The organism is Nitrosomonas mobilis, assembly GCF_900103035.1.
GTDB lineage: Bacteria > Pseudomonadota > Gammaproteobacteria > Burkholderiales > Nitrosomonadaceae > Nitrosomonas > Nitrosomonas mobilis.
The window spans coordinates 110318-133648 of the sequence record NZ_FMWO01000020.1; the positions used below are offsets into that span (position 1 = coordinate 110318).

Here is a 23331-nt window from a genome sequence, read left to right on the forward strand (position 1 = left end):
TATAAAATCAAGGGCCGGATTTTGTCACCTGAATTATTGAATCCACTGCAGGTGGGACTGGTTATCCTGCTGCTGTTGATTACTTTTTTGCGCGAGTGGACCAAGCCTGATATAGCCGTCATTGTCGCGGTATCGATATTGCTGGTGCTGGGGCAGCTGGATAGTAAACAGATCTTGAGTGTGTTCAGTAACAGCGCACCGATTACCATTTCCGCCCTGTTCATCATCAGCGCCGCGTTGGAAAAAACCGGATGTGTTGCGAGACTGGCGCAATGGATTGGTACGGCCGCCGGGCAAAGCGAGCGCAAGCTGCTGGCCATCATCATGGTTGCGGCGGTGTTAATCTCTCCATTCATCAACAATACACCAGTGGTGATGGTCATGATGCCCGCTGTCATTACCATGGCTATCCGGCTGCAGGCTTCTCCTTCGCGTTTCCTGATTCCGCTGTCGTACGCCACGATCATGGGCGGCATGATGACCATGGTGGGGACATCCACCAATATTCTGGTGGATGGTGTGGCGCGCGACATGGGATTGGCTGCATTCGGTATTTTTGAAATCACGATGCCAGCAGTCATACTGGGTCTGGCCGGCTGTCTGCTCATCTACTTTCTGGCGCCCAGAGTATTGCCGGTTCGTGAAACACTGGCGCAGCAGTTTGTTGGCGCGAGTGATCGTGCATTTATGACTGAATTATTCGTTCCAGAAAATTCGCGGCTTGCGGGTAAAACGCTGGCCGAAGCGAAGCTGAATCAGAGCGGGGTGTCTGTCCTCAAAATATTTCGGGGAGACGGCATCATTTCCGATATTTCCGGGGGTACTCGTCTGGAGGTCGGTGATCGGCTGGTGGTACACAGCAAGGGCAGTGCGATGATGAATCTGTATTCTTCTGATCTGGTTGGCCTGCATGATAATGCAGGGCACGATCTGGAAACCTTGCGCCGTAAGGGCGCGATCGTGATCGAAGCGATTGTCGGTTCCGGTTCACGCTATGTGCAGCGTCCGATTCGTGATCTGGATTTGCTGGCGCGCTATGATATTCATCTGATCGCCGTGCATCGCAAAGATGCCAGTATCGGCGACATCATGGACGATTTCCAGTTGCAATTCGGCGATGTACTGCTGGTGGAAGGCACGGCCGCACAAATTAAACGTTTCTGTGAAAACGGTGAGCTGTTTGCGTTGACCGATGGCAGGACTGCTGCACCGCGCCAGCACAAGGCGCCCATTGCACTGGCGACGATTACGGGGGTGATGTTGCTGTCGGCTTTCCAGGTCATGCCGATCGAAGCACTGGCGATTATCGGTGTGGCGGTAGTCCTGGCGACAGGTTGTGTTCGCTCGGATGAGGCCTATAAAGCGATTGAATGGCCATTGATCGTGCTTATCTTTGGCATGCTCGCTATCAGTATCGCCATGCGTGAATCCGGTCTGGCGGACATGATGGCGCGCAGTCTGCTGCACTTCGGTGAAGGATTAAACCCATGGTGGATGCTGTTGATTGTGATCCTGCTGACCTCTATATTGACCGAAATGCTGAGCAATAATGCCGTAGCCGTACTGATGACACCAGTTGTCATTGGTCTCGCGCAACACATGGGCGTGGATTCGCGCCCATTTGTCGTTGGTGTGATGTTCGCCGCCAGCATGAGCTTTGCCACGCCGATCGGCTATCAGACCAATACACTGGTCTACAGCGCGGGCAATTACAAGTTCAGCGACTTTGCCCGGCTGGGGGTGCCGCTCAACCTGCTGCTTGGTATCGGCGCTGCACTGCTGATACCGCTTTTCTGGCCGCTTTGACCCGCTGCCTGATTGTGTGGCTGCTGGCTATCCCTCTGTAGAAAACGTAACAAGATTAATTCAGCTGCTGCAAAAGATCATGCCGATCAGTACCGCCTTACGCAAACGTACGGGCACCCCGTATCACTTCTGATGTACAGAACCCCATGAAACTCAAACTCACCCTCGCTCACCTCGAATCTCTACTGCTGCGCGCCTGTGACGACCATGCCCCTATCTGCTTCGAAGCACAAGCGACGAAGATGTCGACAAGTTCAAGCTTTGCGAAGGTGCAGAAGCCTCCTGGCTAACCCAGAGCCAAACTTTCAGCATCAAGGAATTGCGCAGCCGTGTCGAGCCTTGGCTGACCGCCTTATTCCAATCGGAGCATCTTTCGCTGCTTGCAGGCTCGGGGTTGACCCATGCCGTGCACCATTTGGCGACCAAGCTAGTGGATGGGATGGGCGAGGCAACCCTGACTAGCTATAAGGACGAGATCGAAAAAGCTGCGAAAGAGGCCTCCCAAAAAGCAGGGCGAAAAGCAGGTAATCTGGAAGACTAGTTTCGCGCTGCCAACGAATTGCTATGTGGGTTGGAGATACTGGGCAAGTCACCAGAAAAGCCGAAACGCTGCGCACCGAGCTGACCAGCACGCTGCAAACTTTCTCCAAATCCATCCTCGAAAGCGAAGCCGGCATTGCCACGGCCGTTGAAGACAAGCGCGAGCAAGCTGTTTAATGGGCAGTTATCTGAAAAGCGATAAGCGCATCAGCGATTGCGGGCGCTGGATACCATCTGGTCTAACGATGCCAAACGCGACAAGATAGCGCTCTATCTGAAAACTGAAGCCAAAGCCTATTTGCCTGCACTGGAACGTGCCTCTCGACTGATTGATGGTTTTGAATCGCTCCTCGGGCTGGAGTTGTTATCTACCGTGAATTGGCTGCTGGCACATGACCGGGCTGCCGCCGATCCCCAGGTATTGCTGGAGGGGTACCAACCATTGGTCGGAGGGTGAGGCTGCGGCTGCGGCCCGGCGCAAGGTCAAACTGTTTAACTTGCCCAAGCTGGAACTAAACAACTAGCCTTGAATCATCTGCAATAAGTTCCCTTGCACGCGGTCGGTTGACGAGCTCGGGAGGCCGTTTTTGGGCGAATATACCGAAGTCAATAGCTCTAGTTGCAATAGTCGCAGTTCTGCCATAGAACCAGCAACTACTTTTTTGACATTTTTTACCAAAATTAAGCATATAAATAGCTTTTAATTTGTTTTAATGCTAAATATTGACTAATATTGTCATTTTTTAGCGTAAAAGGTGAATTCAATGCTCATTGAAATGAGTGTGGCCAATTTTCGATCGTTCCGCGAGACGCAAACCTTTACTCTGGTAAAAGGCAAGGGGGACGAGATGGTGGCTACTAATACCTTTAATGCGGCTGCGGCCAACAACATCGCGTTGCTGCGTTCGGCAGCCATCTACGGTCCCAATGCTAGCGGCAAGTCCAATCTGTTGCTGGCGCTGCAAACCATGAAACAGGTTGTAGTAGAATCGGCCATCAATCTGCATCGGGGCGATAAGCTGCCCGTGACCCCGTTTCGGCTGAGCCCGGATACGCGCCAGCACCCCAGCGAGTTTGAAGCTACCTTCCTGGTTAACGGTGTGCGCTACCAGTACGGCTTCGCGGCTACGGCCGAGCGCATCCATGAGGAATGGTTGTTGGCCTACCCCAAGGGCCGGACGCAACGCTGGTTTAGTCGCGCCTGGGATCCGACGGATCAGCGCTACGACTGGGAGCTGGGCAATAACCTGACGGGTGAAAAGCAACTTTGGCAAAAATCCACCCGCGATAATGCGTTGTTTTTATCCACGGCGGTGCAGCTCAACAGTGAGCAGTTGCAACCCATTTTTGACTGGTTTAAAAACACCTTGCGCTTGGTCAATGTAGGCGTTTGGGGGCCAGCGTTCAGCGCATCCCTGTGCGAAAGCAGCGACAAGGCGAGAATCATGGATTTTTTGCGTGCCGCAGATTTGCATATTGACGATGTTCTGGTCGAGTTAATACCATTTGATGCTGATACGTTACCGACTGCTATACCGGAGCCTTTGCGGGATATGATTGCCGGTGATATGAAAGACAAAAAGATTTTCGACATTAAAACTGTTCATAAAGATGATGAGGGCAAGCCTGTTGACTTTGATTTTGTCGACGAATCCGACGGCACCCGAAAACTGTTTTCCTTCGCCGGGCCATGGATTGATTCGCTGACTAAGGGCTATGTGCTGTTTATCGACGAGTTGCACGATAATCTACATCCGCGCCTGGTACAGTTTTTGGTGCAGTTGTTTCATAACCTGGAAACCAATCCCAACAATGCTCAGCTCGTCTTTACCACGCACGAAACATCGATCCTGAATCAGGAGATTTTTCGCCGCGATCAGATCTGGTTCTGCGAAAAAGATAAAAATCAGGCCACGGTGCTCTATCCGTTAACGGATTTCAGCCCGCGTAAGGGGCGTGAAAATCTGGAAGCAGCCTATCTTTCGGGTCGCTATGGCGCTTTGCCGTTTATTCGGCCGCTCAAGCAGATTGGTTGATGGGTACGGATAACCTGTTTCATAAACGTAAGGCAAAAAGCGCGAAAGGATTGCAGCGACGTATCGCAAGACGTGATCCGTATGCCAAAGTGCTAATTGTCTGCGAGGGTGAAAAAACCGAACCTCGGTACTTTCAAGATCTGAGAAACCACTATGGCCTGAATACCGCCAATATCGAAGTGTGCGGTGAATGTGGTTCAGATCCGAACAGTGTGCTGCAATTTGCCACACAACGCTATCGTGAGGAAAAGGACGCCGGCGATGCATTCGACCAGGTTTTCTGTGTGTTCGATAAGGACATTCATGCCAACTATGATGAAGCACTGAACGCCATAGCCAAGGCGCAACCGCGCAACACTTTTGTCGTCATGAATTCGGTGCCCTGCTTTGAATACTGGTTGTTACTGCATTTTATCTATAGCACCCGGCCCTATTTAGCATTGCCGGGCAACAGTGCGGGCAATCAGGTACTCTCTGAGCTTAGAGGCTATTTGCCTGACTATGAGAAAGGGGCGAACAACATCTTTGCCATGCTGTTGGATCAGCTGGAGTTTGCCAAAAGTAATGCCGAGCGTTCATTAAACGAGGCGCAGGCTAATGTAACCGATAACCCGACGACGCGAATCCATGAGCTGGTGAATTTTTTGCAGGAGATAAAAATGCCAAGATGAATCAGAACAATACTTGTCAAAGCAAAACCCATAAAACTGGCGAGGCCGCTTTTGTCTGAATGCACCAAAATCGAGCGACCTTTTCTGCAGCAGCTAAAGTCGCTGGGCTGGGAGATTATCGATCAGGGCCAGGATATTTCCTCCGGCTCGGCCAAAAACCAGCGCGCCAGTTTTCGCTAGTGACTGCTGCCGGAAGTGTTCAATTGCGCCGTTGCCGCACTGAACCCGGGCGCGAATGGTGGCATCTGGCTCACCAGCAAACAATTGCAGGATTTGCAGGAACAACTGCTGCGTCAACCCAACCAGTACCCTGCTGGAAGCCAACGAGGCAGTGCAGAAGCTGTTGTTCAAGGCGCAGGTGGTGTGTCATTCCGGGCTGGCGGCAGTGCGCTACCAGAAAGCGATTCATCTAGGGCCAGCAGCGTTTTGCCGGGCGTGTGGCGTTCTATGCACCCAGAGTGGGCGTAAGCGTGGCTGGCATCAAGGTCAAGGAAATGGGCTGCCGCTGGGTTAGTTGCGGCAAGCGCGGCGTGCTCAATTTTCACTGGAAGTGCATGATGGCTCCGCCACGCATCATCGACTACATCGTGGTGCACGAACTCTGCCATTTCCATCACCGCAACCACAGTGATGCGTTCTGGAATGAAGTCGACAAGGTGCTGCCGGATTGGCGCGAACGAAAGGAATGCTCCGTAAACGCGGGGCAAGTCTGGATATCTGAACGTCAGTTTGAGGATAACACTGCCATGTAGTGGGCGCACTTCTTGGCACACCGCTGATAGCAGATAGCAGTTCGTCGTCGAACTTCTTTCTCAAGATAGGCTGCGGCGGTAGCTGCTCCGACACTGAGCCCGCTATCTTCGGATAACTTTCCGGCCAGTCTGACGATCAAACCGTTTCCCGGTATATTTGGTTCCTATGAGAAAGAGCGTTTTTTCTATACACTGCATTAATGCTCATAATGAGAATTACTGAATGAATACAATTTATAAAAGAGTGTGGGCAGGTATCTTATTGTCATTACTTCTGGGCTGTGCTTCAACGTCAACTAATCATCAGCAGATGATTGATCCCGCACAACGTATGGAATTTGACGGTATATCCGTCCTGGCACCGCAAGCTAAAAATTGGTCGCTTGGCGCAATTCCAACTCAGAAGAAAGGGCTGGTGTTGTTTAAGAAACAGTTTCCTGAATCATTGGAAAAGCCGGAAATGCACACTTTTTTAGCTGGGGTTAGGCGTGCGGACATGAATGAGAAATCGCCCAAAAATTCGCATGAGCTTCTGGCTTTTATCAAATCAACGCTTGCTTCTAAAAATGATGTCCGGTTTCAGACTATAAGTAATCGCAGCTTTGTGGATGAAAATAGAAGTAAAGCCTTGAATACCGACTGTGCTCAGTACGAGTTAGTAGAAAAGGAGTCTGCTAATCCATTGTTTCCTGGAAAGGTGTTCATTCTGACCACCTATGGTTTTCAATGCCGCCATCCCTATTCCGCCGGCATTGTCGTCGATGCGTTTTGCACTGAGCGATATCAAGAAAACAATCGGCCAGCAAGCCAGGTTCATAAGGAAGAATGTACAGCTTTCCTGAATGATGTGCAGTTTACACCGCTGGGTACTCGGACAGAGGGGCTCATGGATAATCCATACCTGGATGTACCGGCATGGGATTATCCGCAGTGGCAACAAACGGTTTCCGCTGCCAGGATGTTGAATATGCAAGGCAATAATATTGGGGCGGAGCAGCTATGCGACCAAGTTTTGCATTTTGCTGATGCAAATACTATCAAAAACATATATGCGTACGCTGATTTGCTGGAATCTCAGCAGGATGATCGCAGCTTACTGGTGCGCGGCAGAGCGAATAAGCTCATGGAATTGAGAATCAAGCAGGCAAACGCTACTCAGTCTCAAACGACCTGGCTTGGATTCGTTCCTGAGGAAATACTCGAGGAGTATGCCACTTTGTTGGAAACACAACAACAAAGCGCCGAGGCAAAATCTATTAGAGCATTAGGGGAAGCTTACAGGTATACCCAGGAAGTGCATGCTATTCGCTTGCGCATCATAAGCCAGGGGGGAAACGCATGGGGAATGTGCATTGGATTCCAGGATTATAATCTCCTTGACTAAGCTTTAGACATTTAACCTTCATCCTGGAAAACAGAGTAATAAGTCTGGCCTCTCGATTCATCTTGCCAGGTACCAATATGGCGCATGCAGATGAGAAAATGCTGTTCACTGTCGGTCAGTGTGGTTTTATAACGCGCTTCCCATAAGGTGGTTCTGCTCAGTAGGAAATGGTTGTAACCGGATGTGAATGCGACAATTTTCGCATTTATATTGAGTTACGGCCATGTCATGTTGAATTTCCTTTCGTTGATGAGAAGTGTTATGGAATTGGCAAAAGGCATATACGGAACTGTTTTTTTATTCATAATCAATTTGTCGAGGTGAATCGTGAGTATTGATAAAAAGTATCTGATCTTCGTGCTATCCCTGTTCATGTTTCTGTAATGATGTTTTGGCAATGCACAAGCAACGAATCCCAACAAACGATAGAGTATCGTCATCAAACTGAATTCGTTTGATGGCCCCAATTGGGGAATCCGGTGGTTGGCGGGCACAACTGGTAACCGGTTTGTATGGCAATGGGGTTGACCAATCAGGTGCCTGGCAGTAAGGTGGGGCAGAAATACGCTGATCAAGTAACGGCTTTCCTGAACCTGGAAGCAGTGGAGCTGGCGGACACGCATGACGTCCCCGATCTTTCCATCTTTACCTGCGCGAGTGGGAGACATCTGCAACAGTATTGGGATGATCTGATCAGCAAGGGTGTGTCCATCATGGTTTGCCTAGGATGTGTTGCAATTAGTGGTGTCACGTCGGATATCGTGCGTGAGGGTGCGCGTATGGGTGACATGATAAGCGTACAGCAGCTTTTCTTGGGCGCAGATAAAGTTTTTTTTGATTATTAAAAATAACAGCGGGGCTTCAAAACGAAGCATGGCGGCTCGTGTGCGGTTATCTGCACAGATCGCCATGCTTTTTTAATGAATAAAAATGTGTAAATCCCCATGGTTGCAAAGGTTTTTTATGTGCCGCATCAGTGAAGTCGTGACTTCAGGCGCTACTCTGTTTCTGGTCTGGACACTATTCTGCCTGCTTGCGGCAAATTGTCAGGCACAAACCGGGATGATCGGTAACCCTGCGGAAAAAGGGGCGAGATTGCCGCGCTTGACGACTGTGCCAGATGGTTCGATATTGTTGAGCTGGGTGGAAACCATAGATGGAGGCAAGCAGAACGAGCAACACGTGCTCAGATACGCGATTCGTAGTGAAGGGCGCTGGATCAGGACCGGTACGGTGGCAAAAGGTGAAAACTGGTTCATTAACTGGGCGGATTTTCCGTCTGTCGTAGTGATCAATGACGATTTCTGGGTGGCGCACTGGTTGGTCAGATCCCCGGGAGGGCGCAGTTATGATTATGATATCCATTTGTCGATTTCGACGGACGGGGGACTGAACTGGCAACCGGCAATCAAGCCGCATCGCGATGGCGTGGCGGCTGAACACGGCTTCGTATCTATTTTCCCGATCGGAGACGACGGTGCTGGTATCATCTGGCTGGACGGACGCGACAATCAGACAGGTGGCACGGGTAAATTTGCGCTGCGCTACACAAGGCTTGACCGGGACGGTGTCCTGCATGCCGAGGAAGTGATCGATGCTGATACCTGTACCTGCTGCTGGACGACTGCGGCAGCATCAGTTAGTGGGCCGGTCATCGCATGGCGCAGCCGGCGTGATGGCCAAATCCGTGATCATCATGTGACGCGCATGGAAGACAACAAATGGGCCAAACCCGCTCATCTTGGTCGGGATGGCTGGTCGATCGATGCCTGTCCGGTGAATGGCCCCGGGTTGATCGCAAATAATAATCAGGTGGTGGCAGCCTGGTTTACGGCAGCAGCCAGCCAGCCAGCAGTGCGTGCGGCGCTTTCCCATGATGCCGGTAAACATTTTTCCAAGCCACTTGAAATCGATACTAATCAGCCACTCGGGCGTATCAGCCTTGCCTGGCTGGATGAAAGAACTGCTGCCATTACTTGGCTGGGTGCAATTGATAAAACCAGCAGGCAATCTCCTCTTATGCTGCGCAAGCTCTCGCTCGACGGCAAGCTTTATCCCGCTTTCAAAATACTCGATATCGATCCGGGGTTCGCAACCGGTGTGCCGCAGATGGTGCGTGAAGACAATGGTAGATTGATGCTTGCGTGGACAGCGCCTGCGCCGGAGTATGGAATACGCACTTTGATTCTTTCTGCCCATTGATGTGTCAGATCAGCCTGTTTTCAACAGGCTCGTTTCTGAAATTTTTCAGAAATACCTTGCAATCCACAACAAAATCAGGGAAATTTCATGATTGTCGGGATGAAGCTAAATAAAAGCCGATTTTGGGGAATTATTCAACAGGGGGAGAGAAATGAAATACAAGAGTATCGAGGAATTCAGGAACTACGTGGCAGAAAGAAATCCGGGGCAACCTGAGTTTCTACAGGCGGTCACCGAGGTGGTGGAAAGCTTGTGGCCGTTCATCATAAAACAGCCGCGCTATGCGGAGCATGGCCTGCTTGATCGCCTGGTCGAGCCGGAGCGGGTGATCATGTTTCGGGTTGCCTGGGTGGATGATCATGGTGAGGTCAAGGTTAATCGTGGCTACCGCATCCAGCATAATTCCGCGATCGGGCCTTACAAGGGTGGCACCCGCTTTCATCCCTCGGTCAATCTCTCCATCCTCAAGTTTCTTGCATTTGAGCAGACCTTCAAAAATGCCCTGACAACTTTGCCAATGGGTGGTGGTAAGGGCGGATCGGATTTTGATCCGAAAGGGAGGAGTCCCGGTGAAGTAATGCGTTTCTGTCAGGCATATGTCAGCGAACTGTTCCGCCATATTGGTGCGGATACTGATGTGCCGGCAGGTGATATTGGCGTGGGTGGCAGGGAAATCGGCTTTATGGTCGGGATGGTTCGGAAATTGACCAATCGTTCCGATTGTGTGTTTACGGGCAAGGGATTGAGCTTTGGTGGTTCATTATTGCGTCCGGAGGCGACGGGTTATGGTGTAGTCTATTTTGTTGATGAAATGCTCAAACATGCTGGCCGCTCGTTCGACGGACTGCGTGTGGCAGTATCCGGTTCCGGAAATGTCGCGCAGTTTGCGATAGAAAAGGCAATGGCTTTAGGCGCCAAGGTGGTGACCGTTTCTGATTCCAGCGGCAGTATTGTCGATGAAGCAGGATTTACAGCGGAAAAACTTGCTGTTCTGGCTGAAATCAAGAATCATTTGTACGGTAGAGTTAGCGATTATGCAGAACGGGTGGGAGCCAAATTCTTGCCAGGGGAAAAGCCGTGGCATGTTCCGGTCGATGTCGCGCTTCCCTGCGCCACGCAAAATGAGATCAGCGAGGACGAGGCAGCTGTCCTGATCAAACAGGGAGTGAGCTGTGTCGCAGAAGGGGCGAATATGCCTTGTACGGCTGGGGCAATCGAGCGTTTCGAGCGTGCTAAAGTGCTATTTGCCCCTGGCAAGGCAAGCAATGCTGGCGGGGTATCTACTTCTGGTCTGGAAATGAGTCAGCAAGCAATGCGGCTTTCGTGGGGACATGAGGAAGTCGATATGCGCTTGCAAGGCATCATGAAAGCCATTCACCAATCTTGTGTCGATTACGGTATTGCCGATGATGGCAGTGTCAACTATGTCGATGGCGCGAATATCGCCGGTTTTGTTAAAGTATCGAATGCAATGCAGATGCAAGGTGTGATCTGATGGCGTTGAAGCATCGGCGAGAATTACCATAACTTAGGATTCCGGTCGGAAGAGATAGGCAATGACGGGGTTGCTCATGACATAAACTATTTTTTTCCCCAGTAAAATTAGTTAGTCATAATGAAGTAAAAAGGTTTGATCAATTTAGTACGATAGTTTCTGGATGTGAGCATGTCATGAAAAAAATTCTGGCCGGATGGTTATTGTTTTGGTGGACTGGATTGTTGGTCGCGAATATGGATGGTGATTTCATCAAGGTCCAGGAGGCGTTTCGTGCCAAGGATGCGGCAAAAGTTGCTTTTTATGCGGATCGTTTACGCAAGCATCCGCTGGCACCCTATGCGGAATATTATCGCTTGCGTCTGTCCGCGCAAAGGAATGACGAAACCCAGATCAGAAATTTTCTGGCACGGCATCAGGGTAGTTACATCGCCGACAAGCTGCGCGGGGAATGGTTGCAGGTACTGGGAGAAGGTCGGCAATGGCGACAGTTCGGCGAGGAATTCCCCAAACTTGGCCATCAGGATGATCATATTATATGCTTTGCGCTGCACATGAAACAGCTTAATGGTGACCAGAGCACAGTGGCGGAACTGAAATCACGCTGGTTGAGCGGGCGTAACATGCCGAGAGGTTGTACTGCGCCCTTTCAGGAGTTGATTCGGACTGGGAAAATCTCGACAGAAGATATCTGGTCGAGAATCCGGGCGGCGCTGGCAGCAAATAATACCAGTGTTGCCAAGGAATCCGGGAAGTATCTGGCTACTAATCAAGTAATCAATCCGCGCACAATCGATATGGTGTTGAAGAATCCGGCACGATTTCTTGATCAGCAAAAAAATATCAAGACCCGTGCTGACAAGGAAGTAACCTTGTTTGCCCTGCTGCGGCTGCTGCGCAGTGAGACCAACCACGGGCTGGCGCGCTGGCTGAAGCTACGTGGGCAGTTTTCCGCCGCTGATCAGTCTTATTTTCTGGGGAATCTTGCTTATTGGGCTGCTATGCGTCAGGATGAGCGTGCATTGAACTGGTTTACGCAGGCCACCAGCGGCAAGGAAACTTATCCGCTTTCTGCAACCAACCATGCCTGGTGGACACGAATCGCGCTGCGCCAGTATAACTGGCCGATGGTGCTGCAAAGTATCGAAGCCATGCCGGAGTCGATGCAGCAGGAAGATGTGTGGCGCTATTGGCGCGCGCGTGCGTTTAAGTCAATTGGCAGGAAAAGTGATGCCAATACACTACTTGCAAAGTTAAGTAATGAACACAGCTACTATGGACAACTCGCCAAGGAAGAACTAGGGGTGATGATGAGTATTCCTGCAGCGCGGTATACACCAGGTGCACAGGAAATCCGTGCGATGGAAAACGATCCGGGTGTCCGGCGTGCACTTGCGTTGTATCGACTTAATCAGCGTATCGAAGCTAATCGTGAGTGGATCTGGACGATCAAGGATTTTAGTGATCAGCAGCTATTGGCGGCTGCCAAGGTTGCTGAACGTCACCAGGTTTATGATCGCGCCATCAATACGGCATTGAAAACCGTCTCGCAGCATGATTTCAGTTTGCGTTATCTGGCGCCGTATCGCGCACAGATGAAGCCAGTGATCAAGCAGCAGCAGCTTGATGAGGCGTATGTATACGGACTCATTCGCCAGGAGAGCCGTTTTATCCCCGATATCAAATCCAGCGCAGGCGCCATGGGGCTGATGCAACTGATGCCGGCTACCGCAAAATGGGTAGCCAGCAAGCTGGGCATACCGAAATTTCAAACCGGCATGGCGACGGAAATCAACACCAATCTCCAGCTCGGAACGTATTATCTTCGTCATGTGCTGGATCAGTTAGACCAGCAGCCCTTACTGGCCGCAGCTGCTTACAATGCCGGACCCGGGAGGGCGAGACGCTGGCGCGATGTCAAGCCCCTGGAAGGGGCGGTCTATGCGGAAACCATTCCTTTCAATGAAACGCGGGAATATGTTCAGGTTGTTTTAAATAATTCGATGTATTACGCCAGCCAGTTCAATCACCAGCAAAGGCCGACCCTGAAAGAACGGCTGGGAATCGTCGCAGCCAAAAAGCCCAACTAGTGGTCTGGGAATGAGGACATATCTGGTCGGTGGGTCCGTGCGTGATGAACTGCTCGGATTACCCGTGCAAGATCATGATTATGTCGTGGTTGGCGCCACACCCGCACAGCTCGAGCAAATGGGCTATCGTCCTGTTGGCAAGGATTTTCCGGTTTTTTTACATCCTGAAACGCATGAACAATATGCGCTGGCACGTACCGAGCGCAAGATTTCACGTGGATACAAGGGCTTTGAGATTTATGCAACCCCGGGGGTTACCCTGCAGGAGGATCTGGCGCGGCGTGACCTGACCATCAACGCACTTGCCAAGGATGAGCATGGTGAGATTATCGATCCATTTGGCGGGATTGCCGATTTACAGGCTGGCATTTTGCGTCATATCGGTCCCGCATTCGTCGAGGATCCGGTCAGAGTGTTGCGGGTGGCCCGTTTTGCCGCCCGCTTAGGCTTCCAGGTCGCTCCCGAGACACTTGCACTGATGAAACAGATGGTGCATGACGGCGAAGTCGACGCGCTGGTGGCCGAGCGCGTCTGGCAGGAAATGGCGCGCGGGCTGATGGAGTCCCATCCATCGCGCATGTTTTATGTGCTGCACGAGTGTGGCGCCTTGGCGCGGATCATGCCGGAGGTCGACGTGCTGTTCGGAGTGCCGCAATCCCCACAAGCGCACCCCGAAATCGATACCGGCGTGCATGTCATGATGGTGATCGATTATGCGGCGACCAGACAATTTTCGCTTGAAGTACGTTTTGCCGCACTGATGCATGATCTTGGCAAAGGCACGACTCCGCCGGAGCAATGGCCACGGCATACGGGGCATGAGATACGGGGCGTGGCCATTGTGGAGGGGTTGTGCGAGCGGTTACGTGTGCCCGGTGAAGCAAAAGCACTGGCTCTGCTGGTCACGCGCCTGCATGGCGAGGCGCATCATGCACTGGAGCTGGCCGCAAGTGACATTGCCGCTATATTGCAGTCAACGGATGCGTATCGCAGACCAGGGCGTTTTGGCGAATTTCTACAGGCATGCGCCAGTGATTTTCATGGCCGTCCCGGTTTTGCGCAGCAGAATTATCAACAGATGACACATTTACAACAAGCATTGGAGGCGGCCATGCAGGTCGATGCCGGTGCGATTGCCAGTAAGCTGCAACAAAACCATGCAGGTGACCGCAATTTACCGATGCTGATTAATCAACATATCTACGCGGCAAGACTGGACGCAATCAATACGCTTTTGCGGCAGAGTTGATTGTGTGATGATTCGTCAGAACTGCCATTCTGTCGATATTGACATCGGAGAGCAATTCCGCTTTTCCATCGGCCAGAATGAACACTCTGGCGGCAGCATTGATCACTGCGGGCTGATGGGAAACCGCAATGATTGTGAAGTCACGTGACAAGCGTTGCAAAGTATCACAGATAATGCGCTCGCTTTCGGGATCGAGAGCACTGGTGGGTTCATCGAGCAGCAGCAGTTTCGGTTGATGGGCAAGCGCTCTGGCGATGGCGATGCGCTGCCGCTGGCCACCGGATAGCATACCGCCACGTTCGCCAACAATGGTGTCGATGCCATCGGCAAGGTGATTGACAAATTCCCAGGCACCGGCCTGTTTGAGCGCGCGCTCGACATCCTCAGCCTGAATTTCCGGTCCGCCAACGATGATGTTATTGCGAATAGTGTCATGCAGCAGTACCGTATCCTGAGATACGTAACCAATCAGGTGCCGCCACTTTCGCAAGTCAATATGATGCAATGCCGCGCCATCGATTAGAATTTCTCCTGCCCTGGGTTCGGCCAACCCGCATAGCAGATCCAGCAAGGTGCTCTTACCTGCGCCGGATGAACCGATGACTGCCGTAAACGATTTCACTGGGATTTCCATATTCAGGTTCTTGAAAACCTCTTTATTTTCATAACAGAATGAAATCTGGCGCAAGCTTATTCCCTGCTCCAGCGTGGGTGTCAACGTGCCGGTTACTCTCTCCGCTTCCTGGCGCGCTTCCTCGGCGGCCTTACGCAGCGCCCAGTAAGCGCTCTCCTGAACAGCAAGCTGCTGGTAGCGGCGCTGCGCCTTGTTGAACAATCCGAGTATGCGGGTCAACAGAAACACCATTACCATCACCTCAGGCAATGATAGATGCCAGACGGACAGCGCAAGGTAAAGACCGCTCGCGGTCAATGCCGCCAGGATCGGTTCCTGCAGGGCAAGCATGGCTGCGCGGTTGGTGACTTCCTTGCGGGTTGCTCTTTCCAGCTGCTGAGTTTGTTCGTGCAGGATGGCATCTGCAACCTTGTCCCGTGCCATAGCTTTTAGGGATTTTACGGAACCGAGTGCATCCGTCAGATAAGTCAGTAAATGACGCAGCAATTGTGTTTGTTTGTTACCGGCGCGTTTGGTTGCCCTGACCAGACTGTGCAATACGAAGAACAGAATTGAGCTGATCAGCAAAGATGCCAGTGTGGCTTCCCAGGAGATAAACCAGGCTACCAGACTGTAGACGATCACTTGAATGGCCAGCGCCAGCACATTGACGCTATGTTCAAAACCATTGGCAGCGCGATACGCTTCGGTAGCGACCGAATTGGCGAGTGCACCGATCGGCTGACGCAAGTAATATTGCCAGCGGCTTGCCAGCAAAGCTTCGATCAGGTCCAGTCGTAGCCGTGTCGCGACGTGAGCAACGGTATAGCCCACCTGACGATTGGTCAGTAGCAGAATGACCCCTTTCAGAAACATGCCGCCGACGATTACCAACAGGATGGTTTCCAGTGAAGGGCTGATACCGATTTGTTGCAGGAAACCAATGACCATTTTACCAATACCGGAATCAGCCGACTCTCCTACTGCAATGGATAGCAGTGGGAGTAGCGCCGTTAAGCTGAGTGCTTCGGCTGCGCCTGCAAGTAACAGCGCAAGCAGCACAAACGCGCTACGCTTGGGGAAAACCATGATATAAGTGAATAAAGTGCGCATGGCGAGAATGATAATTGTGATTGTTGAATACTTGTTGAGTAATGGGAGAGAATTTTACAGTTATCCTGTCGCAAAAATGGATTAACTGAGGGAATTTTATAACCGGGCGTAGAGCTATGAACTTAACTTCAGACATCGAACCTCCATCCTTGCGTTACCCGGATAACATCATGACGACCGGGATGCCCAGAATGTCATCGGTGCACGTAGAGGGTGTCCCTTCAACTGCAGGAGCAAAAGCGATAACTGTGTTGTCCCACCTGTTCGGATCAATACACTCCATGCGCGACGTTCAGCCGATGGATCCGCTGATGTTTTCGCCTTTTTTGATCAGTCTTGCCAGCATCTTCCTTCAGTTCCTGGCTATAGCCGGTACCGATCGGGTCGACAAATACCAGGTCCGCAAAGGTAAACCAACTCTGCGGGTTATCTGTCAGCCGCGCAGCGTCGCTAAAACGCTACCGTTATCGGCAAACTCAACCCGCCGGGGACCCAGGGCCGCCATATGTAAATATGCGGAAGCGGCACCGCCAGTGAAGACAAAGGTCGAGGGCCGGGCTTTCCTGGCACTCTTTACTGTGTAACCAATGTAGAAGATATTGCCAATGGACTTCGCCTTGTCATCCGTAATATTCAGGGAATCTGCCGTTGCTGTATAAGCCAGAGCCTTGCAGTCGATCTTCAACTTATGTCGGGTAACGGACCGATAGGATGCATCCAGTACAGCGTTTTGTGCTGGTGTGCTCTGTCCGACTGGTCCGCTTTTTTTGACTCCGTCATGACAACGGCCCCGGGCAGCAGGACACCACCGAGCAGGATGACCACCGCCAGCAATAACCCGTGTTGATGTGTCTTTGTCAACCGCATGTAGCGTCCTCCTCGGGAACCGCGCTTACCAACTCAACGCCACATAACGCTGCATGTCGCCCTTGCGGATCAGCAGTAATACGCGTTTGTCACGACGACTGGCCTTGACTGCACGCTGAAACTCAACAGTGTTCTTGACTGCCTTGTGGTTCACTTGCAGGATGATTGTGCCGACATCCACGCCCGCCATGGCGGCAATGGAACCGGGTCGCACCTCGGTCACGACAACGCCTTCGCCAGACTTAGCATTAAATTGTTCCGCCAGTTGTGGTGTCAGGGTTTGTACGGTCAGACCAATCTCGTCGGTGTTCTGCGCAGGTCCCGCTGCGATCAACTTATCCTTTGTGAGTTTACCAATAGTGACCTTCAATACTTTTTCCTTGCCATCGCGTAAGATGACCAGATCAACCTTGCTGTCCGGCAGCGTCTGCGCCACCCAGTTGCGGAAACCACCGACATCCGTGACCGGCTCACCTTGGAATTGCACGATCACATCTCCCTGATGCAAGCCCGCTTTTTGCGCCGGTGAATCCTCACTGACCTGTGCCACCAGAATGCCTTTGCCTGCTTTGACGTTGAACGATTCTGCCAATTCTGCGGTAATCGGCTGGATGACGATGCCCAGGTAACCACGGGTCACCTCGCCATGTTTAATTAATTGATCCGCAATATTCCTGGCCAGATTGCTGGGGATCGCAAAACCGATACCCATATAGCCGCCGCTGCGGCTGAAGATAGCGGTATTCATGCCCACGACCTCACCACTGAGATTGACCAGCGGACCACCCGAGTTGCCAGGATTGATGGCTGCATCGGTCTGAATAAAATCTTCGTAGTCATTGATGCCCACGCTGGTGCGGCCCTTGGCGCTGACTACGCCTACTGTCAGGGTGTGGCTGAGGCCGAAGGGATTGCCGATGGCCACGACCCATTCGCCGACGTCCAGTTTGGCGGAATTAGCCAATGGCAGCGCTGGCATGTCGCTGGCTTTGATCTCGATGACGGCCACATCCGACTGGGGATCGCGACCAGTGATGCTGGCATCGAACTCACGTCCGTCCTTGAACTGGACCCGGATCTTGTCGGCATTTTCCACCACGTGGTTATTAGTCAGGATATAGGCCGTGTCGGACAGCAGGTCCTTGTCTGTTTTGAAGACAAAGCCCGAACCCTGTCCCATCACCCGGCGCTCGTCCTGCGGCTGCTCGGAACGCGGCGAGTGCGGTAGGCCGGGAAACTCATCACCAAAAAAGCGCTTGAAAAAATCGTTCTCGAAGGGCCACTCATCGCCGAAGGGTGAAGAAAATGGCACAGCACCCAGACCGGAAGTCTTTCCTTCCACCTTGATAAAGACCACCGACGGTGACACCTCCCGGGCGACTGCCGCAAATGCCTTACTGGTCTGACGAAGATTTTCGACGCCAGCATCCAATGCAAAGGTGGGAGTGACCATCACCGCCGAGCAAAACAACATTAAGGCGACCATCGTTGTTTTCGTTAGCTTCATTTTCCTCTCCTTAATAAATTAAATCGCCACTTTGATATCTCAATTGCAACAGATGATAGACTGCGACTATTTAGCATAGGCTTGCAGAACAGTCAGTTATTTATCATACTACGAGTCATGCGCGAACTCGACCTTCCTGACCTACGACACTGACCTCGGTTCAAAAGGATGATTTGATCCGCCTGTTATTCGAACAGGTCCGGATTTTGACTGTGCGAGTGTCAGAATTGGAAGCTCGATTATCCAAAGACAGGCACAATTCGAGCAAGCCACCGTCCTCCGATGGACTGAAGAAGACACGCTCACTGCGTCGCCCCTCGGGTGCCAAGCCTGGTGGTCAGGTCGGGCACAAAGGAACGACTCTCAAGCGTGTGCAGGAACCGGACGAGGTGATTGAGCATGGTTTACCGGAGCGTTGCGATGGATGTGGAGAGACCTTGCCTCCGTCCTGCGCACAGATTGCGGAACGTCGGCAAGTGTTCGATATACCAGTGGTGCGTTACGAAGCCACTGAACATCGTATCCTGCGACTACAATGCGGATGCGGTAAACTGCACGAGAGTCAATTTCTCTCAAGCGTCCGCGGAGCGGTGCAGTATGAGCCGAACATTCACGCACTGGTGGTTCATGCCGACGAATCGGGTTTGCGGGTGGCATCATGCTTGCACTGGTTGCATACGGCTGCCAGCGAAACGCACACATGGTACGGCGAGCATGCCAGGCGCGGGATGGAGGCAATCGAGTGCATGGAATTTTACCCAGACGAATGGCCACTCTTGTGCATGACTGCTGGAAGCCTTACTGGAAACTCGAATGCGTGTACGCGCTGTGCAATGCCCATCTATTGCACAAACTTGTTTTTCTGCACGAGCGCACCGGCCAGACTTGGCCGCAACGCATGCTCGACATGTTAATCTCAGCTCACGACGCCTGTGCGGCGGCACGACCTGTCACAGCCGTGCTGACTTAGGGGCAGGCGCAGCAGATTTTTGCGCGCTGCCATGCCATCCCGGATGAAGGTAGCGCAATCAATCCAGAGGCAAAACGAGAATGAACACGGCGTGGGCACATCAAACAAGCCCGGGCAATCAATCTGCTGCGCCGAATGCGTGAACATGCGGACGAGGCGCTGCGCTTTATGACTGACCTTCGCGTCCCTTTCACAAATAATCTGGGTGAACGCGCGATCCGAATGCCTAGAATGCCTAAAGTGAAACAAAAAATCTCTGGCTGCTTCCGCACTTTCAATGGAGCGGAGGACTTCTGTATCATCCGTTCTTACCTTGGTACCATGCATAAGCAGGGTCAGGACACGTCCGAATTGCTTCGCCACACCTTCATAGGTAACCCATTCCAGCCTGTCTCATGCTGAGTTGTCACCAATTGAGAAGCTTTTTTTTTCAGCTACAAATAACGCTAATAATGTTCACGGCTAAGGTTTGAGACCCGTCACGATGCTGTGATATCCAAAAGCTTTATGGATTTGAATGTCCTCAAAACCGATTTTGTCTAACATGGCGGTCAATTCCTGGCCTGAATATTGCTTGCCTTCCGTCCAGCCCATCATGATCATACTGAATGCGGCAGAAGAAAACGGGCCCGTTTTTTCGTCATTATAGAGCATCTCATGGATGACGATCCGCCCACCGGATTCAAGTCTATCGAAGCTTTTGGCTGTCAGGAAATGGCATTTATCCGACAACCAATCGTGATACATATTTGAGAAAAAATGAAGATCAGCGGTCGGCCAGTGATCCTGCCAGATATTACCCTCGTGTGTTTTGACGCGGCCCTGCAAATTGTACTGGGCAATATATTCTTCGGCCACTTTACACACCTGTGAAAAATCCAGAACTAATGCCTGCTGCAGGTTTGGTAACCGCAACGCAGCACCAATTGAATGCGCGCCTGAACCGCCCCCAATATCGAGCATGACACGATGCCCGGAAAAGTCCATTATTGTTGGCCAGACCAGTGCTGAAGTGATACTGATGCTGTGCATGCCGGCGGTAAAACGGCGGAGCAGTTCAATTTGTTCTTCATGCGATTTGAAAATATCGCCACCACCATATGCCTGTGGAGAATCGGTGAGAACCGCTTTTTCCAGACCCGCAATCGAGCTTACTTGAGAGTTGTCAATCATCATATCCCAAAAAAATCCGAAGTAATTCGGACTTGTCTCGAGAAGATATGCTTCGGTAACCGGCGTTAAAAAATAGCGATCTTCATTTAAAGAGAGAAAACCCAGTGCAGTTGCCGTCGTCAAAATAGCCTCGGCCGGACGTTGTTTGATGCTGAGTGCATCACAAATCTCCGGCAGCGTGCGCGCATTTTCAGCAAGCAAAGGAAAAATCTTGAGTCGGTGCGCCAAGAGCAGTGCAGGATAACCATAAATGGCAAAAATCACATCCCATAATGGGCGATCATCCGCCTGTGGTACCTGAATACTGGGAGTTTTATCTTGCGTCATCATGTTTCCTTTTGCTTATGTGTTCTGATCAATGAAATTGGTCAATATCAATACGTATGCGTTATTTAATTCATTTTTGATTAAAAACTTCCATGTCCATGATTAGGCCGCCCCGGATTTTTCAGCTTCAACCAGACGCTTGATATTCTGAACGGTGCGTTTAGCACCGTCTTCTATGGCAGAACGAACTAACCCTTCAAACGGGCGCATTACCGGAAGCAGCTCAAGCAACTCAAATATGAATGTTAATTTTGTAGATTTGCCAGAATCAATAACCTGCAACTCATACGAGCAGCGAAAAGGATCGGATACGCCGAGAAGGGTTAAGCGCTCGCCTATGTCATAGTCGGATACTTTAAAACAGGATTCTGAACGGCGTCCCTGGTCAACACGCACTTGCCGACCTGTCGTTCCAATTTGCACCGGGCCAGGCGTGATCTGCTCAAGCTCTTTGACTTCCTGAGACCATTTGGGATAATTTTGAAACAGGCCTTCCCCGATATATTGAAATAGTTCACTGTTAGAGCACTCAACAATGGTTGATGCTCTGCCTATGACAGGATCGGTAGAACCCAGATTCAGTATGGCGCCTAAATTAAACATATTGCATTGTCCTTTCTGTCGAAACGATATCTCCAGCTGCGGACGCGGATATGGTCACACGGGATGGGACGGAATATTCACTCACTTAACGTGTCCTGTGCTGTCGCATCACACGCTGTAAGCAAAGTGTCTCATGATTCCCCGTCCATCAATTTTTCCTGGTAACTATATGCAGACAATAAATGAATAAGATATCAGTTGCAAGCTTGAGCCAGTCTTTCAGAAGACCGTGAAATATAAAATATTGATAAGTGGCAATTAAATTAAACCGTGAGCGGAGTGGTTTGCTCCTGTTTATCCCGTTTAGTTAAATCAATAAATTTTCGCTTTTAAGCGCCTCAATTTATTAACACATATTTTAAATATCTTATGAACTCAATTCCTTTAATCTTAGGCTGAGATTATTCATAAGCGGCATCAGAGAAGATCCAGTGCGAAGCAGTCTACTGCAAGGCAAAAATAGGGCTCTGGAATAATCTGACAAAGTAAAATTAAGAAGACGACTTAACTGAGCGTCACAAAGCACGTGACTACATAAAACCGCGATATACTGAACTGATTCACAATAGTTGATAGATTCGTGACACAGTAAAAAACTGCTGGTTTAAAAATGCAACAACCTCCTATTGATTCCATTCAGAACACTATACAGGCGGCGCTGCTCGCTGAGGCTAACCAATGCGTGGCTTGCGGACTGTGTCTGCCGCATTGTCCGACCTATCGTTTGACAATGTCTGAAGCGGATTCTCCACGAGGGCGCATTGCGTTGATGAGTGGTGTGGCAATGAATCGTATTCCCATGAACGATCGATTTATACAGCATATGGACAGGTGCCTGACTTGTCGTGCATGTGAATCTGTCTGCCCAAGTCAGGTGGCTTATGGTCAACTGATTGATACCGCACGCGTGATGATTCGGTACAAAAAAATATGCCAAGGTAACGATGTTGCGGAGACACTTGCAACAGCCCAGCGAGCGCCAGATAAAACCAAGGATCGGCTGCGGACCTTTCTGGAGCAGCAATTGATTGCCAAGCCGTCACGTTTTGATGTTTTGCGTCCGTGGGTGCGTTTGTTGGTGAAAAGTGGTGTGTTAGCAGGATTGCTGCGCTTGAAATTCTTCAAACGAAATGCACTGTTGCAGTCGCAATGGTTTTTGACAGTCCGAAATTTGCCGGGGTACCGATGGCAGCAATGCTATCCTGCCAAAGGAATGTTTCGTGGCGAAGTTGGGTTGTTTTTGGGCTGCGTGGCGCGAATAAGCGATTCGGAAACCCTGCTTTCCTCCATAAGGCTGCTGACACAATTGGGTTACACCGTTCATGTGCCAAAGACGCAGACCTGTTGTGGCGCGCTGCATCAACATAGCGGGCGTGTCGAGGAGGCTGCTAATTTTGCCGAATGTAACCAGCAGGCTTTTTCCAGTCTGAATATTCAGGCTATCATTAGCACTGCTTCCGGCTGTGGTGCCCAATTATTGGGGCATGCCGAACAGGGCAGGGTGGATGGTTCGCCTGTACCGGTGCTGGACATCAGTCAATTTCTCGCGCGGCAAAATTGGAGTGAAATCAAATTTAACTCATTGCGAAAAAAGGTTCTTGTGCATGAACCTTGTACGTTACGTAATGTATTGCATGCGGCTGATCTGAATTATTCACTATTGGCACTGATTCCTGAGCTAGAGGTGCGGCCTCTGGAAGGCAATGATCAATGCTGCGGTGCGGCAGGTACCTATTTTCTGGATCAGCCCAAATTCGCCGAAGCACTGCTTGACAGTAAAGTGACCGCTTTGAAAGCTGCGGAGGCCAATTATCTGGTTACAGCCAATATTGGCTGTGCGTTACATATTGGTAATGGCCTGCTAAAAAAGGGAATTAATATGGAAGTCTTGCATCCGGTGACATTGCTTGCGCGCCAAATGTGTTTACAATAA

23 protein-coding genes are annotated in these 23331 nt (G+C 50.9%); 16 read left to right on the top strand and 7 right to left on the bottom strand.

The window, feature by feature from the left end:
• The first annotated feature begins 21 nt into the window (after positions 1 to 21).
• From NSMM_RS01170 to NSMM_RS01190, 6 genes are all read left to right on the top strand, one after another.
• Positions 22 to 1806 (top strand): SLC13 family permease, encoded by a 1785-nt coding sequence (locus tag NSMM_RS01170; protein ID WP_218120947.1) that lies wholly within the window; start codon positions 22 to 24, stop codon positions 1804 to 1806.
• Between the two features lie 319 nt (positions 1807 to 2125).
• Positions 2126 to 2347, top strand: a complete 222-nt coding sequence (locus tag NSMM_RS01175; protein ID WP_090283782.1) for a hypothetical protein — start codon at positions 2126 to 2128, stop codon at positions 2345 to 2347.
• Between the two features lie 23 nt (positions 2348 to 2370).
• Positions 2371 to 2523: a hypothetical protein gene (locus NSMM_RS15440; RefSeq protein ID WP_176753816.1), complete on the top strand. Its 153-nt coding sequence runs from the start codon at positions 2371 to 2373 to the stop codon at positions 2521 to 2523.
• Between the two features lie 37 nt (positions 2524 to 2560).
• Positions 2561 to 2803, top strand: coding sequence for a hypothetical protein (locus NSMM_RS01180; protein ID WP_090283785.1), 243 nt, complete (start codon positions 2561 to 2563; stop codon positions 2801 to 2803).
• Between the two features lie 307 nt (positions 2804 to 3110).
• Positions 3111 to 4382 (top strand): AAA family ATPase, encoded by a 1272-nt coding sequence (locus NSMM_RS01185; RefSeq protein WP_090283787.1) that lies wholly within the window; start codon positions 3111 to 3113, stop codon positions 4380 to 4382.
• Positions 4382 to 5053 (top strand): RloB family protein, encoded by a 672-nt coding sequence (locus tag NSMM_RS01190; RefSeq protein WP_090283789.1) that lies wholly within the window; start codon positions 4382 to 4384, stop codon positions 5051 to 5053. The genes NSMM_RS01185 and NSMM_RS01190 overlap by 1 nt, the downstream gene beginning before the upstream one ends.
• A 93-nt stretch (positions 5054 to 5146) precedes the next feature.
• On the opposite strand, the gene NSMM_RS15445 is transcribed toward NSMM_RS01190, so the two are convergent.
• Both NSMM_RS15445 and NSMM_RS16275 read right to left on the bottom strand, forming a co-directional pair.
• Positions 5147 to 5377, bottom strand: a complete 231-nt coding sequence (locus tag NSMM_RS15445) for a hypothetical protein (protein ID WP_176753817.1) — start codon at positions 5375 to 5377, stop codon at positions 5147 to 5149.
• A gap of 23 nt (positions 5378 to 5400) precedes the next feature.
• Positions 5401 to 5814: a hypothetical protein gene (locus tag NSMM_RS16275; protein WP_245654628.1), complete on the bottom strand. Its 414-nt coding sequence runs from the start codon at positions 5812 to 5814 to the stop codon at positions 5401 to 5403.
• A 214-nt stretch (positions 5815 to 6028) separates the two neighbouring features.
• Here NSMM_RS16275 and NSMM_RS01205 point away from each other — a divergent pair, with 214 nt between their 5' ends.
• From NSMM_RS01205 to NSMM_RS01230, 6 genes are all read left to right on the top strand, one after another.
• Positions 6029 to 7189, top strand: coding sequence for a hypothetical protein (locus NSMM_RS01205; protein WP_090283791.1), 1161 nt, complete (start codon positions 6029 to 6031; stop codon positions 7187 to 7189).
• Positions 7190 to 7707: 518 nt separating this feature from the next.
• Complete coding sequence (locus tag NSMM_RS01210) at positions 7708 to 8034, top strand: DsrE family protein (RefSeq protein WP_218120949.1); 327 nt, start codon at positions 7708 to 7710, stop codon at positions 8032 to 8034.
• A gap of 118 nt (positions 8035 to 8152) precedes the next feature.
• Entirely contained in the window at positions 8153 to 9391 is a 1239-nt protein-coding gene (locus tag NSMM_RS01215) for an exo-alpha-sialidase (protein ID WP_090283795.1), read from the top strand.
• Positions 9392 to 9542: 151 nt separating this feature from the next.
• Complete coding sequence (gene gdhA, locus NSMM_RS01220; RefSeq protein ID WP_090283797.1) at positions 9543 to 10886, top strand: NADP-specific glutamate dehydrogenase; 1344 nt, start codon at positions 9543 to 9545, stop codon at positions 10884 to 10886.
• 176 nt (positions 10887 to 11062) lie between these two features.
• Positions 11063 to 12976, top strand: a complete 1914-nt coding sequence (locus NSMM_RS01225; RefSeq protein WP_090283799.1) for a lytic transglycosylase domain-containing protein — start codon at positions 11063 to 11065, stop codon at positions 12974 to 12976.
• A 10-nt stretch (positions 12977 to 12986) separates the two neighbouring features.
• Positions 12987 to 14225, top strand: a complete 1239-nt coding sequence (locus NSMM_RS01230) for a multifunctional CCA addition/repair protein (RefSeq protein WP_090283801.1) — start codon at positions 12987 to 12989, stop codon at positions 14223 to 14225.
• Here NSMM_RS01230 and NSMM_RS01235 read toward each other — a convergent pair.
• Entirely contained in the window at positions 14200 to 15951 is a 1752-nt protein-coding gene (locus NSMM_RS01235; protein WP_090283803.1) for an ABC transporter ATP-binding protein, read from the bottom strand. The genes NSMM_RS01230 and NSMM_RS01235 overlap by 26 nt on opposite strands.
• Positions 15952 to 16067: 116 nt before the next feature.
• Between NSMM_RS01235 and NSMM_RS16280 the strand changes: the two genes are divergently transcribed.
• Positions 16068 to 16535 carry a hypothetical protein gene (locus NSMM_RS16280; protein ID WP_245654629.1) on the top strand — a complete coding sequence of 156 codons (468 nt, stop codon included), beginning with the start codon at positions 16068 to 16070 and terminating at the stop codon, positions 16533 to 16535.
• Positions 16536 to 16632: 97 nt separating this feature from the next.
• Here the strand turns inward: NSMM_RS16280 and NSMM_RS01245 are convergent, their stop codons facing one another.
• Both NSMM_RS01245 and NSMM_RS01250 read right to left on the bottom strand, forming a co-directional pair.
• On the bottom strand, positions 16633 to 16818 hold the full coding sequence (locus tag NSMM_RS01245; RefSeq protein ID WP_090283806.1) for a hypothetical protein: 186 nt from the start codon (positions 16816 to 16818) through the stop codon (positions 16633 to 16635).
• 25 nt (positions 16819 to 16843) lie between these two features.
• Positions 16844 to 18325 carry a DegQ family serine endoprotease gene (locus tag NSMM_RS01250; protein WP_090283808.1) on the bottom strand — a complete coding sequence of 494 codons (1482 nt, stop codon included), beginning with the start codon at positions 18323 to 18325 and terminating at the stop codon, positions 16844 to 16846.
• A 173-nt stretch (positions 18326 to 18498) separates the two neighbouring features.
• Here NSMM_RS01250 and NSMM_RS15865 point away from each other — a divergent pair, with 173 nt between their 5' ends.
• Complete coding sequence (locus NSMM_RS15865; RefSeq protein WP_281200858.1) at positions 18499 to 19239, top strand: DUF6444 domain-containing protein; 741 nt, start codon at positions 18499 to 18501, stop codon at positions 19237 to 19239.
• A gap of 155 nt (positions 19240 to 19394) precedes the next feature.
• Positions 19395 to 19697, top strand: coding sequence for an IS66 family transposase (locus tag NSMM_RS16915; RefSeq protein WP_425412343.1), 303 nt, complete (start codon positions 19395 to 19397; stop codon positions 19695 to 19697).
• A 60-nt stretch (positions 19698 to 19757) separates the two neighbouring features.
• On the opposite strand, the gene NSMM_RS01260 is transcribed toward NSMM_RS16915, so the two are convergent.
• Positions 19758 to 20732, bottom strand: coding sequence for an acetylserotonin O-methyltransferase (locus tag NSMM_RS01260; RefSeq protein ID WP_245654630.1), 975 nt, complete (start codon positions 20730 to 20732; stop codon positions 19758 to 19760).
• Between the two features lie 165 nt (positions 20733 to 20897).
• Positions 20898 to 21398: an SRPBCC family protein gene (locus tag NSMM_RS01265; RefSeq protein WP_090283813.1), complete on the bottom strand. Its 501-nt coding sequence runs from the start codon at positions 21396 to 21398 to the stop codon at positions 20898 to 20900.
• A 610-nt stretch (positions 21399 to 22008) separates the two neighbouring features.
• Here NSMM_RS01265 and NSMM_RS01270 point away from each other — a divergent pair.
• On the top strand, positions 22009 to 23331 hold the full coding sequence (locus NSMM_RS01270; protein WP_090283815.1) for a (Fe-S)-binding protein: 1323 nt from the start codon (positions 22009 to 22011) through the stop codon (positions 23329 to 23331).

Bases quoted from the DNA above. Each gene is read 5' to 3' on its own strand.
- NSMM_RS15440 (WP_176753816.1), top strand. From the start codon at position 2,371: ATGTGGGTTGGAGATACTGGGCAAGTCACCAGAAAAGCCGAAACGCTG.
- NSMM_RS01185 (WP_090283787.1), top strand. From the start codon at position 3,111: ATGCTCATTGAAATGAGTGTGGCCAATTTTCGATCGTTCCGCGAGACG.
- NSMM_RS01190 (WP_090283789.1), top strand. From the start codon at position 4,382: ATGGGTACGGATAACCTGTTTCATAAACGTAAGGCAAAAAGCGCGAAA.
- NSMM_RS01205 (WP_090283791.1), top strand. From the start codon at position 6,029: ATGAATACAATTTATAAAAGAGTGTGGGCAGGTATCTTATTGTCATTA.
- NSMM_RS01210 (WP_218120949.1), top strand. From the start codon at position 7,708: ATGGGGTTGACCAATCAGGTGCCTGGCAGTAAGGTGGGGCAGAAATAC.
- NSMM_RS01215 (WP_090283795.1), top strand. From the start codon at position 8,153: ATGTGCCGCATCAGTGAAGTCGTGACTTCAGGCGCTACTCTGTTTCTG.
- gdhA (WP_090283797.1), top strand. From the start codon at position 9,543: ATGAAATACAAGAGTATCGAGGAATTCAGGAACTACGTGGCAGAAAGA.
- NSMM_RS01225 (WP_090283799.1), top strand. From the start codon at position 11,063: ATGAAAAAAATTCTGGCCGGATGGTTATTGTTTTGGTGGACTGGATTG.
- NSMM_RS01230 (WP_090283801.1), top strand. From the start codon at position 12,987: ATGAGGACATATCTGGTCGGTGGGTCCGTGCGTGATGAACTGCTCGGA.
- NSMM_RS01235 (WP_090283803.1), bottom strand. From the start codon at position 15,951: ATGCGCACTTTATTCACTTATATCATGGTTTTCCCCAAGCGTAGCGCG.
- NSMM_RS16280 (WP_245654629.1), top strand. From the start codon at position 16,068: ATGAACTTAACTTCAGACATCGAACCTCCATCCTTGCGTTACCCGGAT.
- NSMM_RS01245 (WP_090283806.1), bottom strand. From the start codon at position 16,818: ATGCGGTTGACAAAGACACATCAACACGGGTTATTGCTGGCGGTGGTC.
- NSMM_RS01250 (WP_090283808.1), bottom strand. From the start codon at position 18,325: ATGAAGCTAACGAAAACAACGATGGTCGCCTTAATGTTGTTTTGCTCG.
- NSMM_RS01265 (WP_090283813.1), bottom strand. From the start codon at position 21,398: ATGTTTAATTTAGGCGCCATACTGAATCTGGGTTCTACCGATCCTGTC.
- NSMM_RS01270 (WP_090283815.1), top strand. From the start codon at position 22,009: ATGCAACAACCTCCTATTGATTCCATTCAGAACACTATACAGGCGGCG.